Raw genomic sequence first — 19,447 nt, 5'->3', positions numbered from 1 at the left:
TCGCACCGGTATGTTTCCCGGGTGCCAGGGCTGGGTAGCCCTCATGGCGTGCTCCTTGATGACAAGCAGCCTGCGTGAACACTCACGCGAGCGATTGGGTGCCATAGGTAGTCGCTTGAAGCGCTTGCCGCCGTTCGCCGGAACCCCCACGGCAGCCAAGTCCCGATCTGAGTGGCCTCGAGTGGTTGTCAGTCGGCGCACTTCCAGGATTTCCGAACGTTTGCCCAGGTAGATCGGTCGTCCGCCTACGGCTGGCCCCTCCAGTGGCAACGAGTGCCCGATATGTGCACTCACTTCGGGAGTTTCCTGCCAGCCGGTCTGCGGGAGAGGGGGTGGGCCAGCGTCCCACGTAATCCCCGGAACGAAATATGCTCAAGGAAGGGGACGAGGGTCACCGACCGTGCGAGGAGGGACCGGCTGAGCGAGAGAGATTGACCCTCCCCACTCTTAGACATCGATTCCCCGCAACGGGCGGTGTGGCTCTCGACACGAGGGGGTTGACCCTCCTCCATCCTTAGACCATCGAATCCCCGCCGTGAGTGGCGTGGCTTGCGACCCGAGGGGCCAGCTGCGGGGAAGCCATAGAGTGACTTCTTATGAAGCGGGCATCACAGGGGGCTGAGGAGCGTCCCGTGGAAGGGGAGCTCATCTGGGCGGCAATGGAGGACGGTGGCATTCAGCTTGCGGAGGGGCCGACGGTCAGACAGGTGCGCGACCGTTCTGCTCTTTGACCATGATCCCCTGCAGTGATCGATGTAGCTAGGTAGTCGGAGGGAGCTGGATGCCGACGGGAGACCCTTGCGACGGGAGAGCAGTTCTTCTCTACCAGCGACAACCTGTTGGCACGATCACGTCCAGGGCATTTGGCACCGACTCCACGTGGAAGCTCGTCCCATGGACCCTCTCGCCGTCCGCCTGGCACGGAGGCTCTTCCTCCTCGAACCGGATGTCGAGGCTCGAGGCCTTGACCGTTCGCAGGACCTTGGAGCGCGTGTGCAGGCCAAACCGGGCGAGCGCAAAGAGCGCGAGGGTGTGGGGGAGGCGTGGCTGGAGGACGTTGTGGCAGACGCAGAGCGTTGGGTCGGCAGGGCAGGCGTCGGGACAGATTCTGAACCCGCCGCCGTAGGTGGGGCCGTTCTGCACGGCGAACACCATCACGCGGAGCGGCATGGGCGCGCCGCCGTCGAAGCTCGCGCGAGCGGGGAAGCATTTGCCCCCGGACGAGAACACCTTGAGTCCCGATGTCGCGAACAGCGCAGGTCCCTCCTGGGAGGTCTGCGCCGCGCGGCGGTCGGTGGTGTCGAGTGCGATGGCGGCGTCGAGGCCAAACGAGAGCGTCTGGGCAAAGTGGCGCGACTCGCCGGCGTCAGAGGTCACGAGGCCTAGGCCGATGGCCCTTCTCTCCCCCAAGAAAAGCTGGGAGAGGGCATCTTTTGGACGGTTGAGGGCGAGACCCAAGGTGCGTGCGAAGTCGTTTCCCGACCCCATGGGAATCACGGCGAGGGTGGGCCTGTTCTCCCTCGGCAGGTGCATGAGCCCGTTCACGGCCTCGTTGATCACGCCGTCGCCGCCCATTACAAGCAGCGTGTCGAAGTCGCCCGCCGAGGAGGCGATGGATGCCGCGTCTCCTGGCCCCGAGGTTCGCCTGAGCTCGAACGCACCCGCGAGCGAGGGGTCGGATGCAAAGATGCCCTCGAGCTCGTCAGCCGCCCCCGCGCCCCGTCCGCTGTGCGAGGCGGGGTTGGCGATGGCAAGGGTCCTTCCCAGGCTTGTGTGTGGCATGCGGCTCCCCTCTGACGTGGTGAGCCCATTGTAGGGGAGAGGGGACGCCGTGGCGGGCCGTCGCGCTGGACGGTGGCCGCGCGTTACCCCTTGAGGCGCGCCATCTGGAAGAGCCAGTCCTCGTAGGCCCTGCGCACGTCTCGCATGCTTGCCTTCCTCACGTGGACCCAGTCGCCCCCGAACATCTGGAGCGACATCAGGGATTCGTTGATGTCCTCCACGAAGTTGAGGTTGGCGACGAAGCTCTTGTGGCAGCGAACGAACTGGGGCTCGTCCAGGTTGGCAGAGACCTCGTCGAGCGTTCCTCTGACCTTCACCACCCTCCCACTGGAGAGGTGGATGAGAACGTAGTGCCCCGACTGCTCCATGTACACGATCTGGGAGATGGGCACGTTCACGTCGTGTCCCTCGCTGCGGAGCCTGAGGCCGGGGAGGTGGTCGCGCATGCCCAACGCAAACGAGAGGACGTCGTCCACCTGGGCCTGCGTGACGGGCTTCTCGATGTAACGGGCCACATCCAGGCGAAACGCCTCTAGCGCGAAGTCCTTGCTGGTGGTCACGAAGGCAACGGGGACGTTGGGGTCCACCGCGCGGATGCGGCGGATTGCCCTCAGCCCCTCGGGCTCCTCCGAGCTGGGCGCCGCATCCTCGCCCAGGAAGATGTCCATGAGGATGAGGTCGTAGATGCCGGGGGTGAAGTCCTCCACGAAGGCGTTGGCCTCGGAGTACAGCGCCGCCCTCGCCGGGACCGGGCTCCTCTCTACGAGGTCGATGAGCCTTCGCTCGTCGTCGACGTCATCCTCGCAAATTGCAACGGTCAAGGGGTTCATGGACGACCTTTCTCTGGTGGTGTGGTGGAAAGCGCGAGGTAGACGGACGAGGCGAAGACCCCGCCGCTTGCCTCGAACCGCGCGCTGCCCCCGTTGCGGCGTGCGCACGTCTCGACGGAGCGGAGCCCTATCCCGCTCCCCTCGCGCTTGGTGGTGGAGAAGCCCCCAAAGCCGTCCCCGCGCACGCACTGGTAGGTGTTGTCCAGGGTGATCACGAGCTTCCCCGACCTCTGGAGGCCCCTCATCCTGATCCAGGGGTCGCCGCCCGCCCCCATGACCTCGCCGAGCGCGGCGACCGCGTTTTCAAGGAGGTTCCCCACGATGGAGCAGAGGTCGTCCTCGACCTCTCGGGGGAGGCTGGCGGGGACATCCAGCGCGATGTCGACCTCGGTGAGCCCGCGCTCGCGGGCGAGGTCCGCGTAGTACCCCACCACCGAGTTGACGGCGAGGTTGTCGCAGTACGTCCGCTCGCACGGCGTGGGGATGTGCGCGTCGAGCGAGCGCACGAGCCCGTCGAGACCCTCCCGGTCACCCTGGTCGTTGTAGCTGCGGATGGCGGCGAGCATGTGTCGCATGTCGTGCCGCTGGCGCCGCATCTCGCTGCTCGTCCGCGACATCTGCTCGAGCTGGCGGTCGCGTGCCTCGTCCCGCACGCGCATGAGCTCGACCTGCTGGTGCAGCTCCTCGTTGCCCTGGGCGCTCTGCGTGGTGTCGCGCACCGTCATGAGCGACATCCACATGGTGAGTGCCACGAAGAGGACCGACCCCACGAGGGTGAAGGTCATCTCCGGCACGACCAGCCACACGTAGTAGTTGAGGAGCTCCAGGAGGAGGAAGAGGTCGTACAGGAACATCACCGCCAGGTACCACAGCTGGAGCCTCCTCGCCTCCCTCCTGCGGAGTGCCTGCACGGCAATCCACACGGACGGGACCAGGTGCGTGAGGAAAAACAGGGCGAAGAAGGTGAGGATGCTCCGACTGAACTGGACCAAGCCGAGCAGCTGGAGGGCGACGGCAATGGGGGCGAACAGCTCCGTCGCCCCGCAGGAGGGGCGGAAGAGCCTCCCTCCGGTGGGGTCGTCCTCGATGAGGGACGTGAGGTGCGCCAGTGGGATGGGCATGGCGTAGAGGCCGAGGTAGGCCACGAAGTGCAGGAGCGAGGGGCGGGGGATGAGCAGGCAGGTGAGGTTGCTCTCGCCAAAGCTCCACAGGCTGACGAAGATGTTGAGGAGCCCAACCCACGCAAAGGTCTGGCTCTGCAGGCGGAAGGTCGCCATCGCCCTGCTTGCCACAAGCAGGGCGAGACCGAAGAATCCCATGGTGATCGCAAAGAACGTCTGGGTCCCCATGGTGCCAAAGAGCCAGCGTCTCATGGCGTCGGGGGAGCCCACGTAGGCATCCGCCAGTCGGAGGGACGTGCGCCCGCTAGGGACCGTGTAGCGGATCCTGAGGGTATGAGATCCCGTTCCCCCGCCAACCTGCGCGCACCTGCTCGCGGGTGGGGGACACGCCAGGAAGCCGGGGTAGGTCCCGCCCTCGCCATACGAGGTGACGAGGCTTCCGTCCGTCCAAGCGGTGAATGGCGCATAGAAGGTGGAGAGGTACAGCACGTCTCGCTGCGAGCTCTCCACGTTGGCAGTCAGCTCCACGATGTCGCCCTCCGTGAGGCCATGGAGGGTCGTGGGTGTCGACGCCGTGGCCGGGATCCCGTCGGCGCCTCCCAGCCTTCTGCCGGCGGCATCCCATGCGGAGACGTGCCATTCAGTCACGCTCGCGACCTCTCGCCCCGAGACCGTTCCGGCCACGGCCCAGGGTAGCGTGAGGACCACCCCCGCCACGAGGAGCGCGAGAAGGGCGAGGAGCGCGAGGCGGGTGCGCAGGACGGCCCCGGGCAGCGAGCCTGCATTGCCAAAACGAGCGTGCCTCATGCAGTCCCCTCCCAGGTCCGACGAGCGGCGTCGTCCTCCCGCCAGCTCCTGGCAGGTTCGAAAGGGAACGATATCAGCCATGCTTACAAAATCAATGGGCAGTTATGCCAACAAGATGGCATGCATGCTGCTCATCGGCCCCTAGTTGCATGACATTCCCGTGTCGTCGCGTCATGACGCGGAACCCGTGAGACCCGCCCTCATGCCCTCGGGACCTCCATCCCAGCGGGTGGCCTATGCTTGTGTGCGTGGTTCGGCGTTGGTGCGGGGAGGCTCCCGTGGGGGCTGCGCGTTGCAAACCACAAGAGGGGCGGCGGCCAAAGGTGTGGGAAGAGACGGCCGCCGCCCCCGTTGGAAGGGCCGGCGAGTCCCTGGGCGCCGTCGGGAAGTGCGCATGCAGGTGTCTCAAGCCGACCGTGAGCCCATTCTATTTTGATGCGACCTCCCCCTGGGTGCCGACTTCTGCCAACATATGGCTCCCTCCGCGCACGTCCCATGGGGGAGGGCGCGTCTCTCTGGGCAGCGGCAGGCGACGTATGATGGGAGAACCATCCCCGTAGGCAGGAGGCCCGCAGCCGTGCCGTTCGCAGAGGTCGTCCCAGACATTCCGTCCCGCTCTCTCGACGGGACGTTTGACTATGCGATTCCGCCCGAGCTCGAGGGCGAGTGCGTGGTTGGGGCGACGGTGCTCGTGCCCTTCTCGCACCGTAAGGCCGTTGGATACGTGGTCGGCGTCGGCGAGCGCCCACAGGAGGGGCTGGCACCCCATCGCATTCTGCCTGTCGAGCGTGTCCTTGCCGGGCCCGCCTTCGACCAGGTCGCCGCCCGCGTGGCACGTTGGATCGCGCGGGAGTACGCCTGCCCCCTGAGCGAGGCCCTGCATCCCTTCCTGGCGCCTGGGCAGACCGTCCGGGTTCGTCGCGACGGCCCCGATGGCCCTTGGACCCTGGTGTGCGAGAAGTCCGGCCCCGTGGACGAGCGATGGGTGAGCCTGGCAGAGGGGGCTTCCGGCTTCGTCCCTCGGGCCAACGCCTCGAGGCAGCGACAGGTTCTGGAGGCGCTGCAGGCGGGGCCCGCGAGGATGGCGGAGCTCGCGGCGACGCTTCCCGGGTGTGCGTCCGCGGTGTCCTCCCTCCGTGAGCGCGGCGTGGTGAGGGTCGAGGAGCGCCGGCGCGTCAGGGGCGTGGAGGAGACGACCCTCTCGTCCGCCGTGGCGCAGCGGCCGAGCCGGCTCACGCGCGGGCAGGAGGAGGCGCTCGCCGCCATAGCGCGTGCCTGCGACGCGGGCAGGGGCGACGTGGTGCTGGTGGACGGCGTCACGGGCTCCGGCAAGACCGAGGTGTACCTCTCCGCCATCGAACGCGAGCTTGCAAGGGGGAGAGGGGCCCTCGTCCTGGTGCCCGAGATCTCTCTTACGGCTCAGACGGTCGGCCGCTTTAGGTCGCGCTTTGGCGACGACGTGGCGATTCTGCACTCCCGGCTCTCGGCGGGGGAGCGCTTTGACCAGTGGGACATGGTGAGACAGGGGAGGGCTCACGTGGTCGTGGGCGCCCGATCCGCCCTGTTTGCGCCTCTGTCCAACGTGGGCGTGGTGATCATCGACGAGGAGCACGAGGCCTCCTACAAGCAGGGGAGCGCCCCGCGCTACCACGCGCGCGAGGTCGCGGCACGGCTTGCCCGGGAGCGCGGGTGCGCGCTGGTGCTGGGGTCCGCCACGCCCTCGCTCGAGAGCCTGGAGCGCTGCCACGAGGGCTCGTGGGGCGGCGCCTCCTGGACCAGGGTCAGCATGCCCGAGCGCCCCGGCGGCGCGGTCCTCCCCAGCGTGCAAGTGGTGGACATGACGCAGCAGTTTGGCTCGGGAAGGAGGTCGGTCTTCTCAAGGCCGCTCGAGGACGCCCTCCTGGAGGTCATGGGGAGGGGCGAGAAGGCCGTGCTCATGCTCAACCGGCGCGGCTTCGCCAACTTCCTCATGTGCCGCGAGTGCGGCGCCGTGCCCGAGTGCCCCCACTGCTCCACCTCGCTCACCTACCACGAGCGCACCCACTCGCTTGTGTGCCACAGCTGCGGCAGGAGCTGGCCGGTGCGGGCGTGGCCGGACCCCTCCACGCGGTGCCCCAACTGCGGGAGCAGGTACCTGGGCGCCTACGGGGTGGGCACGCAGCGGGTGGAGGACGAGCTGAGGGCGCTTCTCCCGCCTGACGTGGAGGTCATCCGCATGGACGCGGACACAACCAGGGGGAAGGGCGACCACCAGCGCCTCCTGGAGCGGTTTGACGGCGCGGAGCGGGCGGTTCTCGTGGGCACTCAGATGATTGCCAAGGGGCTGGACTTCCCGGAGGTCACCCTCGTCGGCGTCATCAACGCCGACACGACCCTCAAGCTCCCCGACTTCCGTGCGGCGGAGAGGACCTACGACCTGCTCGAACAGGTGAGTGGCCGCGCCGGGAGGGGCGAGCGGGCGGGACGCGTGATCGTCCAGACCTACTGGGCGAGCCACCCCGCCATCCAGGCGGTCGCCTCCCACAGGAGGGACGTGTTCCTCTCGCCCGAACTCGCGGACCGACGGGAGGGCGACTACCCGCCGTTCTCGCGGCTGTGCAACGTGGTGCTGTGGGGGAGGGACGCCTTGGCGGTCCGACGCTCGTGCGACGCGGTCGCTGCGCGGCTGAGGGAGAGGCTCGACGGCGTGCGGGGTTGGGAGGTCCTTGGGCCGGCAGACTGCCTCAAGGCGCGCGTGAAGGACCGCACGCGCAGGCACGTCCTGGTGAAGGCGCCGGTGGGGTCTGAGCCGGGCGAGCTCCTCTCCGCCTGCGTTACCGAAGCCGACGTCCGGCGCGGCGTGAGCGTGGCCATTGACGTCGATGCCTACGACCTGATGTGATGGTTGTAAGGTGCCAATTTGGCGTTTGGTGGGCTTGCGGGGCCCGAGCGCAAGGTGGCGCCGCACGGTGGGTAGTAACATGGCGTTGACAAAGATCATGCGCGCCGCGTGCGCGCACACCCAGAAGGGATACCAATGAGCGCCCTAGACGATATCGTCGTCGCCCCCGACGACCGGCTCAAGACGGAGTGCGAGCCCATCCAGGACATCGACGGCAAGGTGGCGCGTCTCGCGCGCCGCATGCTCAGGGACATGTACGCCGCCGACGGCTGCGGCCTTGCCGCCCCGCAGGTGGGCGAGCTGATTCAGCTCGTGGTCATCGACGTCGACTACACCTCCAAGGGGAAGAACCCCTACGTCCTCATCAACCCCAGGGTAATCGTCGCCGACGGCGAGGAGCGCGAGGGTGGCGAGGGCTGCCTCTCGTTCCCCGGCATCACCGTCCCCGTGCGCCGTCCCAGCCACGTGGTCGTGCAGGCCAGGAACCTCGACGGCGACCTGATGCAGTACGAGGCGGCCGACAACCTGCTTGCCGTCTGCCTGCAGCACGAGATTGACCACCTGCACGGCATCACGATGCTCGACCACCTGTCCGCCGGGCAGCGCGTGGCTGCCATGCGCGACTACCAGGAGGCGCTCGAGGCGGGCGCCAAGCCCGGGGACGTGGCGGAAGACTAGCTGGGGGACAGCCATGCGCATCATCTTCATGGGGACGCCCGACTTCGCCGTCCCGTCGCTCAGGGCGCTCGCGGCGCGCCACGAGGTCACGCTGGTCCTCACCAGGCCGGATGCCGTGAGGGGGCGCGGGCGCAGGCTCGAGCCGTCCCCGGTCAAGGTTGCCGCTGGCGAGCTGGGAATCCCCGTCGTCGAGACCAAGCGCGTGACGCCCGAGGTCCTGGACCGGCTCCGCGAGGAGCGGCCCGATGCCATCTGCGTCGCCGCCTACGGGTGCATCCTGCCGGACGAGGTGCTGGGCATCGCGCCGCTCGGCTGCGTCAACGTGCACGGCTCGCTGCTCCCCCGCTGGCGCGGTGCCGCCCCCATCCAGCGGGCCATCCTCGCGGGCGACGAGCGTGCGGGCGTCTCCATCATGCGCGTGGCTCACGACCTGGATGCGGGCGCGTACTGCCGTCAGGCCTCGACCGAGGTGGGGGAGAAGGGCTGCGACGAGCTGATGTCCGAGCTCGCCCAGCTGGGTGCGAGCGAGCTGCTTGCCGCGCTCGACCAGATGGCCGACGGGACCGCCACCTGGGTGGAGCAGGACGAGTCCAAGGTGACGTATGCCAAGAAGATCTTGAAGGCGGAGCTGCTTCTCGACCCCTCCGCCACGGCGCTCGACAACCGCCGCCGCGTGCAGACCTCCAGCGATGCCGCGCCGTCGCGCCTCGAGGTGGCGGGCCGCGGCCTCAGGGCAATGCGCGCGTCCGTCGCGCCGGGCGATGTCTCCGTCGGCCGGGGAGAGGTGCTGGTGCGCAAGGGCCGCGTCTTCCTCGGCTGCTCCGACGGCGCACTCGAGCTTTTGCGCGTGAAGCCGGACGGCAAGCGAGGGATGGACGCCTCCGCCTGGGCAGCGGGCCTCCACGCCAAGGCCCTGACGTGGGGCGTCGCATAGTGGCCCGTCTCGCCCCGGCACGTCGGGTCGCCTCCCAGCTGCTCGCAGAGCAGCGGAGGAGGGATGCCCGCGCGCGCGACCTTCTCAGGACCAGCGAGCGTATGGACGGTCTTGACGAGCGCGACCGCGCCCTCGTCACCAGGCTGGTGCTGGGGGTCGTCGCTTGCAGCGGGAGGCTCGACGAGGCCATTGGGTCGCACCTCTCGCATGGCTCGCACCTGGAGCCCCGCGTGCGCGACGCCCTGCGGGTCTCGTGCCTGGAGCTGCTGTACCTCAGGACCCCCTCCGCCGTCGCCGTGAGCCAGGGGGTCGAGCTCGTGCGCGCCGCCAACCCCCGCGCGGCGGGGCTTGCCAACGCCGTCCTCAGGCGCGTGGCGCGGGAGGACGCCCCGCGGGTGGAGGACGCGCGGTCGCGGCTCGTTGCCGGAACGCCCGCAGCTGGCGACATCGCGCTGGTGGCGGGGTGGCCGCAATGGCTTGCCGACGAGGTCGTGGCGTCGTGTGGCATGGGGCCCGCGTGTGCCCTCGCCCTGCGGGCCCTTGAGCCCGCAGGCCCCTACGTGGCGGGTGACGTCCTGCGCAACGGCCCCTCCCAGACCGAGGGGCTGCTGAGACGGGCGGGCCTCTCTCCCCGGCAGACTCTGCTGCCGGTTTCCTGGATTCTGTCGTCCCCGGCGGGACTTGCCTCGTCGGGGCTGGTGGAGACGTGCGATGCCGTTCCCTGTGACCTCGCCTCGCAGGCTGTGGCCTGGCTCTGTTCGCCCGAACCGGGGTCATCCTTGCTCGAGGTGGGACAGGGGAGGGGCACCAAGACCATCCTCCTGCAGTCCGCCGCGGCGCAGCGTGGGGGGACGGCTCGGGTCTCTGCTGTCGAGGTTGACCAGGCAAAGGTTCGTCTCGCCCGGTCGCGCATGGAGCGTGCCGGCCTCTCCGACGTCACCCGGTGCGTCTGCTGGGATGGGCGCGAACTCGATGGCGAAAGCCTTCCCTCCGCGCTCTCGGGCGAGTTCGACCGCGTGTTCGTCGACGCCCCGTGCTCGGGGACGGGGACGATGCGCCGCCACCCCGAGACCGCCTGGGCGCTTGAGCCGGCGTCGGTTCGCGATGCGCTGCCCGCCATGCAGCTCGCGATCCTCTCCTCTGCTGCCGCGCGCGTGCGCGTGGGAGGGACGCTCTGCTACGCAACCTGCTCGCTCCTCAAGGAGGAGGACGAGGCCGTGGTCGATGCGTTTCTGTCTGGCAACGGCGCGGGCTTCTCGCCGGTCGACCCCAGGACATTGGGCGGCTATGGGAGCCTCCCCACCGGGGCCCGCCAGCTCGTGGATGCCATGGCGACAGATGACGCGACCATCAGGACCGCCCGCGCTGACTCCGAGGGACTTCCCCTGGACGGGCACTTCCTCGCGGCGTTTCGCAGGGTGCGGTAGACGGGGCAGGTGGAGGGCGGCCATGTGCCACGATTCCACTCTATATGTATCAATACATGAACTGTGGCAGCAAACTCCCCGCGTGAGCAATCCCCGATTGTCTTCGAGGCTGACTGGGTCGCGTTCGCCCAGTTGGCAGTTGCGAGGAGGGAAGAGCTAAGAGAAGACGAGCGGACGAACCATGGGGGTAGTGTCGCCGTGCGGTGTTGGGGCCTGTCGCCGACGGCTGGGGCTCCGATCCTCTTTTGCGGGCAGGTGGCCAGGCGAGTGCGTTCGGGGGTCCGTGACCTTGGGCATACACATTCGCTGCCAGTTGTCCATCGGGGCATGTGCCTGAAATCCCGTCCCGCGTGTACACGTGGGATGGACTTTCTGCCAGGGTAGAGGGCAACACTTCCTGCCGGCAGGGGAAACGTTCCGCCTTGGCGAGTCCATGTCGGGAACATCGTCCCGCGTGTACACGCGGGACGGACGTTCTGACCTTGGCGGGGCCGTCGGCGTCCTCCATGCCTGAAATCTCGTCCTGCGTGTACACACGGGATGCACTTTCTGACGGGAGCGGGATCATTGCGCGCCGCCAACTGGGAAAACACGCTGGGAGAGATGGGCCCATGCCGGAAGGCGCATGGCGTGTGCACACTCGCCATGCTATTCCCGACACGGCTCTTCCGTTGTACGGCCCGCACGTGGTGCCAATGACTTCGGCGGGGGAGAAGAGCCCACCCGAGGGTTGCCCATCTCGCTGGGGGTCGCCCCTCTCCCTTCTTTGGGCCCGAGGGCTCTCTGGTTGGAGCCGATGGGGTGCATCCAACTTGCTGGCAGGTACGTCTTCGCAGTGGGACTCGCGGGCTGAGTTTTGGCTCGGGTGATGGGTCGAGTGGGGGAGTCCCCGCTTCGCCTAGACACAAAAAAGGACCGTGACGCCACCTGACGCCGCGGTCCATCTCTTACCTACTGCTCCAAAAGGGGTTACTTCTTGCCCTTCTGGTCCGTGTTATAGAAGCCAGAGCCCTGGAACACGATCCCCGAGGTCTCGAAGACACGCTGTGCCTCGCTACCACACTTGGGGCAGGTTACCCTGGGATGGGCGCTCATGGGGTGCTCCACCTCGAACTGGGTACCGCATGAGGTGCACTTGTAGTCATAACGAGCCATTGGATCCTCCAAGATAAGGTCGCACATAACAAGTGGCCTCGCGGCCACGTTATTTACTGTACCCAAGAGGTGTGCGGCGCATGGCGAGGTTTTCGCCACGCGTGCTGCTACCATGAATTTTGCACGCTGAATATTGGTATCCAGGGCCGCTGCGGCCAGGGGGAGGAAGCATGGGAATCACCGGGGCGATCTTCGACTGCGACGGGACGCTCGTCGACTCCATGCCCATGTGGCATAACGTCGTCGTGGAGCTGCTTCGCGACTACGGCGTGCCCAACGTGGAGCACGTCTACGAGGTCACCGAGCCCCTCTCCCTGGGCGAGATGTGCGAGGCCTTCCACTCGCAGTACGGCGTCCCCCTGCCGGGCGAGCAGATCCTCGCCGAGGTCAAGCGGCGCGTGCGCGAGGCGTATAGGACCACGGTGCCCCTCATTCCCGGCTGCGGCGAGTTCCTGCGCAGTCTGCGCGATGCCGGGGTGCGGATGATCGTCGCCTCGTCCACCACGGTCCCCGAGGTGCGCGTGGCCCTCGCCGCACACGGCATCGAGGACTGTTTTGACGACGTCATCTGCGCGGGGGACGTGGGGCGCAGCAAGGATTACCCCGACGTCTACCTCGAGGCCCTGAGGAGGCTGGGGACCAACGTCCAGACCACCTGGCTCTTCGAAGACGCCCCCTTCGGCCTACGCACCGCACGTCGCGTGGGGCTGAGGACCGTATGCATCTTCAACGATCACGATGGCAGGGACGAGGCGTTCTGCCGCCAGCAGGCCGACATCTTCAGCCATGGCTACGTGGACGTCTCCCTCCCCATCATCCGCGACTTTGAGCCTGCGCCAACAAGGACGGACGGCATCATGCGCGCGCTGCTGGTGGACGGGTCCCCCGAGCCCAGCTCGACGGCCCTTGTGCAGGAGCTGAGCGACCAGGCGGACTTCGTCGTGGCGGTGGACCGTGGTGCGCGTGCCCTGCTCGATGCGGGCGTGAGGCCGGACCTCCTGTGCGGCGACGCCGACTCAGTGGATCCCGAGGCGCTCGCCTGGGCGCGCTCCGGCACCGGGAACGAGATCGAGTATCCCTCGGAGAAGTACTGCACCGACCTGTCCATCGCCGTGTCGTGTGCCCGTCACGAGGCTGCGAGGAGGGGGGCCGCGCTTCGCCTCACCGTCACGTGCGCCACGGGCGGGCGGCCCGACCACGCGCTCGCGGCGCTGGGGGTCCTCGTCAGTGCGGCGGACGCCTGTCCCCGCATCGTGGAGGACTCCTTCGAGTGCCAGATTCTCTCTCCCGACGGCCAGGCATCCTGGAGGCTGGGCGAGAGGGGCGTGGGCAGGACCTTCTCGGCCATCGCCGTGGCGCCTGGCACAACGCTGTCCGAGCGTGGGCTCAAGTGGGAGCTCGATCACAAGGGGATCCCACTTCTGGGGGACCAGCCAGTATCCAACGTGGTGGTGGACGCGGACGCCACGGTGACCTGTGACTCTGGCGCGGTGGCGGCGTACCTGCTGTCGTGACGAGTGATCTGGGGGGCGGGACGTGCTCCCGTCTCCCCTGCGCACGAAAAAGGGGAGACCCTAAGGCCTCCCCGCAGAATCGCATATGTGAGCCGACCTATGCCGGCAGTTGCCGCTACGCCTGGTAAGGCGAACGCGCGATGTTGCCCTTCTTGAGGCAACGGGTGCAGACGTTCTTCTTAACGGCGCGGCCGTCGACGTAGACGGTGACGCGCTGGATGTTGGGCTTAAACTTGCGGGCGACGGTGCGGTGGGAGTGGCTAATGGAGCGACCAGCAACAGCGTGCTTACCGCAGAAATCACAGACCTTCGACATGTTCACGACCTCCATAGGGTGACGCTGCTGCGTCACATACGACCAAAAGCTGTCCAAATATAGCACAGCCTTCCCATGCTGCAAACGCGACGGACACAATGAATGTGTCAGTTGTGTGCGCGGCTGGTCAGGGCTTCTGGTGGCAGAGCATTCGAGGGAGTCCACCTCGTGTCACCGGGGACGGATTTTAGCAGAGGGAGAATGGCTTTTGGACACGCGTGGGAGTCCCGTATGCGCAGACACCAGTTCTCCATTGCGGATCCGTCCAAATTGGAACAGAATCACGCGTCTGTGGGCGAGAAGCACCACATAGCTGCAGATGCGGGAAGTCGTCTCTGTCCTACGCTGCGTTATACTTGCGAAAGAAACATGCTGCGGCCGTGGTTTGGCCAGGCGAGAGGAGACACTATGGCAAAGGTCGTTCCGGGGACCCTCAAGGTATCCAACGACTGCATCGCCGACCTTGCGGGCTATGCCGCCCTCGAGTGCTACGGCGTCGTCGGCATGGCCGACATCGATCAGCAGGAGGGCGTCGCCCGCCTGCTTCCTGCCAACCGGCTTCGCAAGGGCATCGACGTGGGGACCGAGGAGGGCAAGGTCGTGGTCGACCTCCACGTGATCGTGGAGCAGGGCGTCAACATGGCATCCGTCTCGGGCAACCTCCAGAGCTCGGTCAAGTTCATTCTCAAGCAGATCGCAGAGCTTGATGGCGTCGAGGTGCGTGTACATATCGAGGGAATGCGCACCCGCTAGGCGCTTCGCTCCCGTCATAGAGAAGAACCGAGGTTTACCAAGCCATGATTGCAGAGACCGTTAGAACCTGTTTCCCCGTTGCCGCCAAGGTGGTGGCCGACAAGGCTGACGAGATCAACAAGCTCAACGTCTTCCCGGTTCCCGACGGCGACACCGGCACCAACATGTCGCTCACGCTGGGGACCGTCGTGAAGGAGGTCGAGGCCCTCCCCAAGGACGCCTCGATGGAGGACATCGCCAAGGCGATTACCCACGGCTCTCTCATGGGCGCCCGCGGCAACTCGGGCGTCATCACCAGCCAGATTCTGCGCGGCGTCGCGGAGGGGCTTGCGGGCGTGCGCGGGCCCGAGGCGACCACGTCGGACATCGCGGCGGCACTGCGCAACGGGGTCAAGGTCGCCTTCAAGGCGGTCCGCAAGCCGGTCGAGGGGACCATCCTCACCGTCCTCAAGGACGTCTCGGCAAAGGCCGACCAGATGGAGAAGGCTAAGGCCAACCCGGTGGAGACGCTCGATGCCATCGTGGTCGAGGCCTACGAGTCCGTCGCCCGTACCCCCGACCTGCTCCCCGTTCTCAAGGAGAACGGCGTCGTCGACTCCGGCGCCTTCGGCCTCGCCACGTTCATTGAGGGCTTTGTCAACGCCTACGAGGGCAAGGCAGGCGAGGTGTCCGACTTCAAGACCACCGTTGACTCTTCTGACGCCAAGGCGGACGTCGCCAACGTGGTTGACATCGAGATCAACGACGACTGGGAGGGCTCCCAGTACCGCTACTGCACGGAGTTCCTGTTCCGTGCCGACAGCCCTGACTTCGACGAGGAGGCCAACCTCCGCTACCTCGCCTCTATGGGAGACTGCGAACTTCTGGTGGGCTCCAACCCCGACTACAAGATCCACGTGCACACCAACCGCCCCGACCGGGTGTTGCGCCACATGCTGCACCGCGGGCAGATCTTCAACGTTTTCGTGCACAACATGGACCTGGAGGCCCACGAGCGCACCGAGGGCATCCGTCAGGACAAGGCGGAGGCCGCAGCAGCTGCCAAGGCGCCGCGCAAGGCGCTCGGCTTCGTGGCCGTCGCGGCGGGCTCCGGCGAGGCGGACATCCTCAAGTCGCTCGGCGTGGACGTCGTGGTGTCCGGTGGGCAGACCATGAACCCCTCGACTGCAGACATCCTCGCCGCCATCGAGGAGTGCAACGCCGACCAGGTCATCGTCCTTCCCGACAACGGCAACATCCGCATGGCCGCCGAGGCAGCTGCCGGTGCGTGCACCGCGAGCAAGGTCGCCGTGGTCCCCACCAAGACGGTTCCCCAGGCGTTCGCCGCCATGTTCGTGGCGGACGTGGAGGGCGACCTCCAGTCCAACGTGGACGAGATGACCGACGCCATCTCGCAGGTGCGCGACGGCGAGGTCACCACGGCAGTCCGTGACTCCGCCGCGGCAGACGGCACCCCCATCCACGCGGGCGACGTGATGGGCATCCAGGACGGCTCCATCGAGGTCGTGGGGTCCGACGTGGAGGATGTGACGCTCAAGGTCATCAACCGCATGCAGGACGAGGAGGAGGGGGACACCCTCACCATCCTCGCCGGCAGCGACCTGGACGACGACGCGTTCAAGCACCTGCTCGACGCCATCGAGGCCGCCCAGCCCGACCTCGAGATCGACTCCCACCGCGGCGAGCAGCCCCTGTATCCCGTGGTCTTCTCGATCGAGTAGACCTTGGCTCAGGGCGGACGCGTCCCAACAATCGCAGAGGTCGGCGAGCGCCTGGGAAGGACCAGTGCGCTCGCCGACGACGTTTCGCACCTTAGGTACGTCTCGGGCCAACGTCGGGAGGCGCTCGAGAGGCTGGGGATTAGGCGGGTCCGCGACCTCCTCCTCCACGTGCCCCATCGCTACCTCGACTTCTCGTGCGTCGCGCCCATCTCGCATGCCGACGTGGGGCAGGAGGTCACGGTCGTGGGGACGGTCGACAGGGTCAAGTCCAAGCGACCCCGGCCCAACCTCCAGATCGTCGAGGCCTACGTCCTCGACCAGACGGGCGTCATGCAGGCCACGTTCTTCCGCCAGCCCTGGATTGCCGACCGCCTCAAGGTCGGAACGAGCGTTGCGCTCTCGGGGCGTGTGGAGTTCGCCTACGGCTTCAAGCAGATGAAGGCCCCGTTCCTGGAGGTCCTGGAGGGCTCCGGGGAAGGCGGAGACTCGTCCGGGGAGGGAGAGGGACGGTCCTCCCGGGCAAGGATATTACCCGTGCACCCGGTGGGGGAGGGCATCTCCGCCTCGTGGATGCGTCGCATCGTCTCGTGCGCCCTGGCGGACGCCGGTGACGTGTGCGACTTCCTCCCGCCGGAGCTTGTTGCCGGGCATGGCCTGATGTCGCTCTCCCGTGCGCTACGCGAGGTCCACTTCCCGTCGAGCCTGGCAACCGCGGAGGAGGCGCGCCGCCGCCTCGCCTATGACGAGCTGCTGTGCCTGCAGATCACGCTCCTATCGCGGCAGCACCTGGAGTTGGGGGGCATCACGCCCTTCTCGCACGTGGTGGACGGCCCTAGGCTCGCCGCCTTCAGGGGTTCGCTGCCCTTCTCCCTCACGAGGGAGCAGGAGGCCGCCCTGAGCGACATCCTGCGCGACATGGCGGCCCCGCACGTGATGAACCGGCTCCTCTTGGGAGACGTGGGCACGGGTAAGACAGTGGTCGCGGGGGCGGCGATCGCCGCTGCTGCGGACGGCGGCGCGCAGTCGGCCATGATGGCGCCGACGTCGGTCCTGGCGGCCCAGTACGCGCAGAAGCTCGGCCCGCTCCTCGACGCCGCGGGCGTGAGCTGGCAGCTCATCACCGGGGCGACCCCGACGGAGGAGAGGAGGCGGGCCGTCGCGGGCGTCGCCTCGGGCGAGGTCTCGGTCACCTTTGGCACCACCGCGCTCCTCTCCGACGACGTCGCCTTCGCCCGTCTCGGCCTCGTCGTGATAGACGAGCAGCATCGCTTTGGCGTGGACCAGCGGGCCGCGCTCAGGAGGAAGGGGCCGGGAGCCGACCTGCTTGCGATGACGGCGACGCCCATCCCGCGATCGCTGGCGCTCACCATATATGGCGACGTCAGCTGCTCCCGCATCAGCCAGAGGCCCAACTTAGGTGCGGGCGTGACCACCAAGGTCATCCCGCCGGAGCGCCTGGACCTCGCCTACGGCGCCATCCTAGAGGCGCACGAGCAGGGGCACCAGGCCTATGTGGTGTGTCCCCTCGTGGACGACGCGGATGACGGCTCCGAGCTGGACGACGTCCCCGAGGGGGTGCGCTCGTCCGCCAAGACCGTCCACTCCGCCAGCACCACACAGGCGCGTCTTGCCCGCGGTCCCCTCAAGGGCCTCTCGGTCGGCCTCGTGACGGGGCGCCTCTCTGCCGCGGACAAGGACCGGGTGATGGACGACTTCAGGTCGGGAGCCATCGACGTCCTGGTTTCTACCACTGTGATCGAGGTCGGCGTGGACGTACCCAACGCCACCGTGATGCTCGTGCTGGACTCGGACCGGTTTGGCCTGGCGACGCTGCACCAGCTGAGGGGGCGCGTGGGACGCGGCGACTGCGCCGGCACCGTCTTCCTGGAGTGCGCGGCAAAGCGAGGCAGCACGGCGAGGAAGCGCCTCTCCGCGCTGGAGTCCACCTCAGATGGGCTTGAGCTCGCGGAGCTGGACCTCAAGCTCAGGCACGAGGGTGAGGTTCTGGGCTACCGGCAGCACGGTGGCGTTTCTCTGCGCGTGAGCGACCTCGCGGTGGACGGTGACCTCGCCCAGGCTGCGCACGAGGACGCCCGTCGCGTCGCCGACGCCGACCCGGAGCTTTCGGCGCCCGGCGACCTCGCCCTGGGCATAGAGGCGCAGGACCGCTTTGGCGGCTACTTCGAGGAGGTCGAGAGGGCATAGTCACCCGTCGTAGCTGCCTGGCCTAATGGGTGGAAATGGCGGCCGGAGAACGGTAGCATCTACCGGGTTTGGCGCGGGACGGTCCCGTGCCAGCGTTGGGGCACATGAAGGGACGTGGGCGGTTGGCGCGCGTGAAGATCGTGGGGGGTGCCTGGAGGGGGAGGTCCATCCAGGTCCCGGAGGGCAGGGAAGTGACCCGCCCCACCATGGACAGGACCCGCGAGTCCATGGCGTCGATGGTCCTCTCGGCGTTTGGCCTCGACCTCTCGGAGGTGAGGGTGCTCGACGCGTTTGCGGGGTCCGGGGCAATCGGCTTTGAGCTCCTGTCCCGCGGGGCACTTTCATGCACCTTCGTCGACCGTGACGCCACTGCGCTGCGCTGCGTGCGCTCCAACTCCGAGGCACTTGGCGCAAGGCCGCCGCGCGTGACCGCGACAAGGGGAGACGTCCTCGCCCTCGCGCGCAGGGGGAGGGTTCCCGGCGGGCCCTTCTCGCTCGTGGTCCTGGACCCTCCCTATGCGGTCGCCGCCGAGTCGGTCTCGGGGCTGGTCCGGGACCTTCGCGCGGCAGGGCTCCTGAACGACGGAGCGGTGATCCTGTACGAGCGGTCCGCCGACGCCCCCGACCTGGACGTCGACGGTGCCGAGCTGGTGAGCGAGAGGGGACGGGGCATCACCGCCGTCTCCCTTTGGAGGCTGGGTGGTTCGCATGAGTGATGTCGGTCAGACGCACGTTGTGGTTCCGGGGACCTTCGATCCGGTCACCTTTGGACACTTGGACGTGATACAGCGCACGCGCAGGCTCTTCCCCCGCGTGACCGTTGCCGTGGCGGCGTCGGTTGGTAAGCGTGGGGTGGGGACCGCCTTCACGCTCGACGAGCGCGTGCAAATGCTCCGTTCGGCTCTTAACGCCGAGGGCCTGCGCGACGTGGATGTGCAGCCCTTCACGGGGCTGCTGGTCGACTTCTGCACGCAAGTTGGCGCAAGCGCGGTGGTCAAGGGCCTGCGCGCCATGACCGACTTTGAGTACGAGCTGCAGCAGGCGGGCCTCAACAGCCACCTGGCCCCCGACCTCGAGTCGGTGTTCGTCATGTCCAGCCCCGAGTACGGCTACGTCTCGTCGTCCATCGTGAGGGAGCTCGCCTCCCTCGGCTCGGACGTGAGCTTCCTGGTCCCCCCGGTCGTGGAGGAGGCGCTCGTGCGCCACTACGGGACGGCGCAAGGCGAGTAGGACTCTCGTCTCCCATCCAAGGGTTTGCATAACCTGCTTGCTCCCACGCCCCAATGGGAGACTTCATGCGCTCGCCCGCTGGTGGGCAGCATT

The 19,447-nt window shown here is 67.5% G+C and carries 15 protein-coding genes; 10 read left to right on the top strand and 5 right to left on the bottom strand.

Annotated features, from left to right (window positions below; genetic code table 11):
* Positions 1-822: 822 nt before the first annotated feature.
* The 3 genes from FYJ68_RS03475 to FYJ68_RS03465 form a co-directional block, all read right to left on the bottom strand.
* The gene (locus FYJ68_RS03475) at positions 823-1,782 is read right to left on the bottom strand and encodes a diacylglycerol/lipid kinase family protein (protein WP_154434006.1); all 960 of its coding nucleotides are present in this window, start codon (positions 1,780-1,782) and stop codon (positions 823-825) included.
* Between the two features lie 83 nt (positions 1,783-1,865).
* On the bottom strand, positions 1,866-2,603 hold the full coding sequence (locus FYJ68_RS03470) for a LytR/AlgR family response regulator transcription factor (protein WP_229771988.1): 738 nt from the start codon (positions 2,601-2,603) through the stop codon (positions 1,866-1,868).
* Positions 2,604-2,608: 5 nt separating this feature from the next.
* Entirely contained in the window at positions 2,609-4,540 is a 1,932-nt protein-coding gene (locus tag FYJ68_RS03465; protein ID WP_195837701.1) for a sensor histidine kinase, read from the bottom strand.
* A 577-nt stretch (positions 4,541-5,117) separates the two neighbouring features.
* Here FYJ68_RS03465 and priA point away from each other — a divergent pair.
* The 4 genes from priA (at position 5,118) to FYJ68_RS09970 (ending at position 10,460) form a co-directional block, all read left to right on the top strand.
* The gene (gene priA / locus FYJ68_RS03460) at positions 5,118-7,421 is read left to right on the top strand and encodes a replication restart helicase PriA (RefSeq protein WP_326832206.1); all 2,304 of its coding nucleotides are present in this window, start codon (positions 5,118-5,120) and stop codon (positions 7,419-7,421) included.
* Positions 7,422-7,556: 135 nt separating this feature from the next.
* On the top strand, positions 7,557-8,099 hold the full coding sequence (gene def, locus FYJ68_RS03455) for a peptide deformylase (protein WP_154433998.1): 543 nt from the start codon (positions 7,557-7,559) through the stop codon (positions 8,097-8,099).
* 13 nt (positions 8,100-8,112) lie between these two features.
* On the top strand, positions 8,113-9,033 hold the full coding sequence (fmt, locus tag FYJ68_RS03450) for a methionyl-tRNA formyltransferase (protein ID WP_154433996.1): 921 nt from the start codon (positions 8,113-8,115) through the stop codon (positions 9,031-9,033).
* Complete coding sequence (locus FYJ68_RS09970) at positions 9,033-10,460, top strand: RsmB/NOP family class I SAM-dependent RNA methyltransferase (protein WP_195837700.1); 1,428 nt, start codon at positions 9,033-9,035, stop codon at positions 10,458-10,460. Before fmt ends, FYJ68_RS09970 begins: the two co-directional genes overlap by 1 nt.
* Before the next feature lie 969 nt (positions 10,461-11,429).
* Here FYJ68_RS09970 and FYJ68_RS03435 read toward each other — a convergent pair.
* Positions 11,430-11,615 carry an FmdB family zinc ribbon protein gene (locus tag FYJ68_RS03435; protein WP_154433994.1) on the bottom strand — a complete coding sequence of 62 codons (186 nt, stop codon included), beginning with the start codon at positions 11,613-11,615 and terminating at the stop codon, positions 11,430-11,432.
* A 170-nt stretch (positions 11,616-11,785) separates the two neighbouring features.
* On the opposite strand from FYJ68_RS03435, the gene FYJ68_RS03430 reads away from it, so the two are divergent.
* Positions 11,786-13,129: a thiamine diphosphokinase gene (locus tag FYJ68_RS03430; protein ID WP_154433992.1), complete on the top strand. Its 1,344-nt coding sequence runs from the start codon at positions 11,786-11,788 to the stop codon at positions 13,127-13,129.
* Between the two features lie 115 nt (positions 13,130-13,244).
* Here FYJ68_RS03430 and rpmB read toward each other — a convergent pair whose 3' ends face one another.
* Positions 13,245-13,445, bottom strand: coding sequence for a 50S ribosomal protein L28 (rpmB, locus tag FYJ68_RS03425; protein ID WP_154433990.1), 201 nt, complete (start codon positions 13,443-13,445; stop codon positions 13,245-13,247).
* A 408-nt stretch (positions 13,446-13,853) separates the two neighbouring features.
* On the opposite strand from rpmB, the gene FYJ68_RS03420 reads away from it, so the two are divergent.
* From FYJ68_RS03420 to coaD, 5 genes are all read left to right on the top strand, one after another.
* Positions 13,854-14,198 (top strand): Asp23/Gls24 family envelope stress response protein, encoded by a 345-nt coding sequence (locus FYJ68_RS03420; RefSeq protein ID WP_154433988.1) that lies wholly within the window; start codon positions 13,854-13,856, stop codon positions 14,196-14,198.
* 44 nt (positions 14,199-14,242) lie between these two features.
* Positions 14,243-15,919, top strand: a complete 1,677-nt coding sequence (locus tag FYJ68_RS03415) for a DAK2 domain-containing protein (RefSeq protein WP_154433986.1) — start codon at positions 14,243-14,245, stop codon at positions 15,917-15,919.
* Positions 15,920-15,922: 3 nt separating this feature from the next.
* Positions 15,923-18,124, top strand: a complete 2,202-nt coding sequence (locus tag FYJ68_RS03410; protein WP_154433984.1) for an ATP-dependent DNA helicase RecG — start codon at positions 15,923-15,925, stop codon at positions 18,122-18,124.
* 104 nt (positions 18,125-18,228) lie between these two features.
* Positions 18,229-18,840, top strand: a complete 612-nt coding sequence (locus FYJ68_RS03405) for an RsmD family RNA methyltransferase (RefSeq protein ID WP_154433982.1) — start codon at positions 18,229-18,231, stop codon at positions 18,838-18,840.
* Positions 18,833-19,354, top strand: a complete 522-nt coding sequence (gene coaD / locus FYJ68_RS03400) for a pantetheine-phosphate adenylyltransferase (RefSeq protein ID WP_154433980.1) — start codon at positions 18,833-18,835, stop codon at positions 19,352-19,354. The genes FYJ68_RS03405 and coaD overlap by 8 nt, the downstream gene beginning before the upstream one ends.
* Positions 19,355-19,447: the final 93 nt, after the last annotated feature.

The organism is Olsenella porci (assembly GCF_009695875.1).
GTDB lineage: Bacteria > Actinomycetota > Coriobacteriia > Coriobacteriales > Atopobiaceae > Olsenella_H > Olsenella_H porci.
This window is presented reverse-complemented; position numbering and strand designations above follow the sequence as displayed.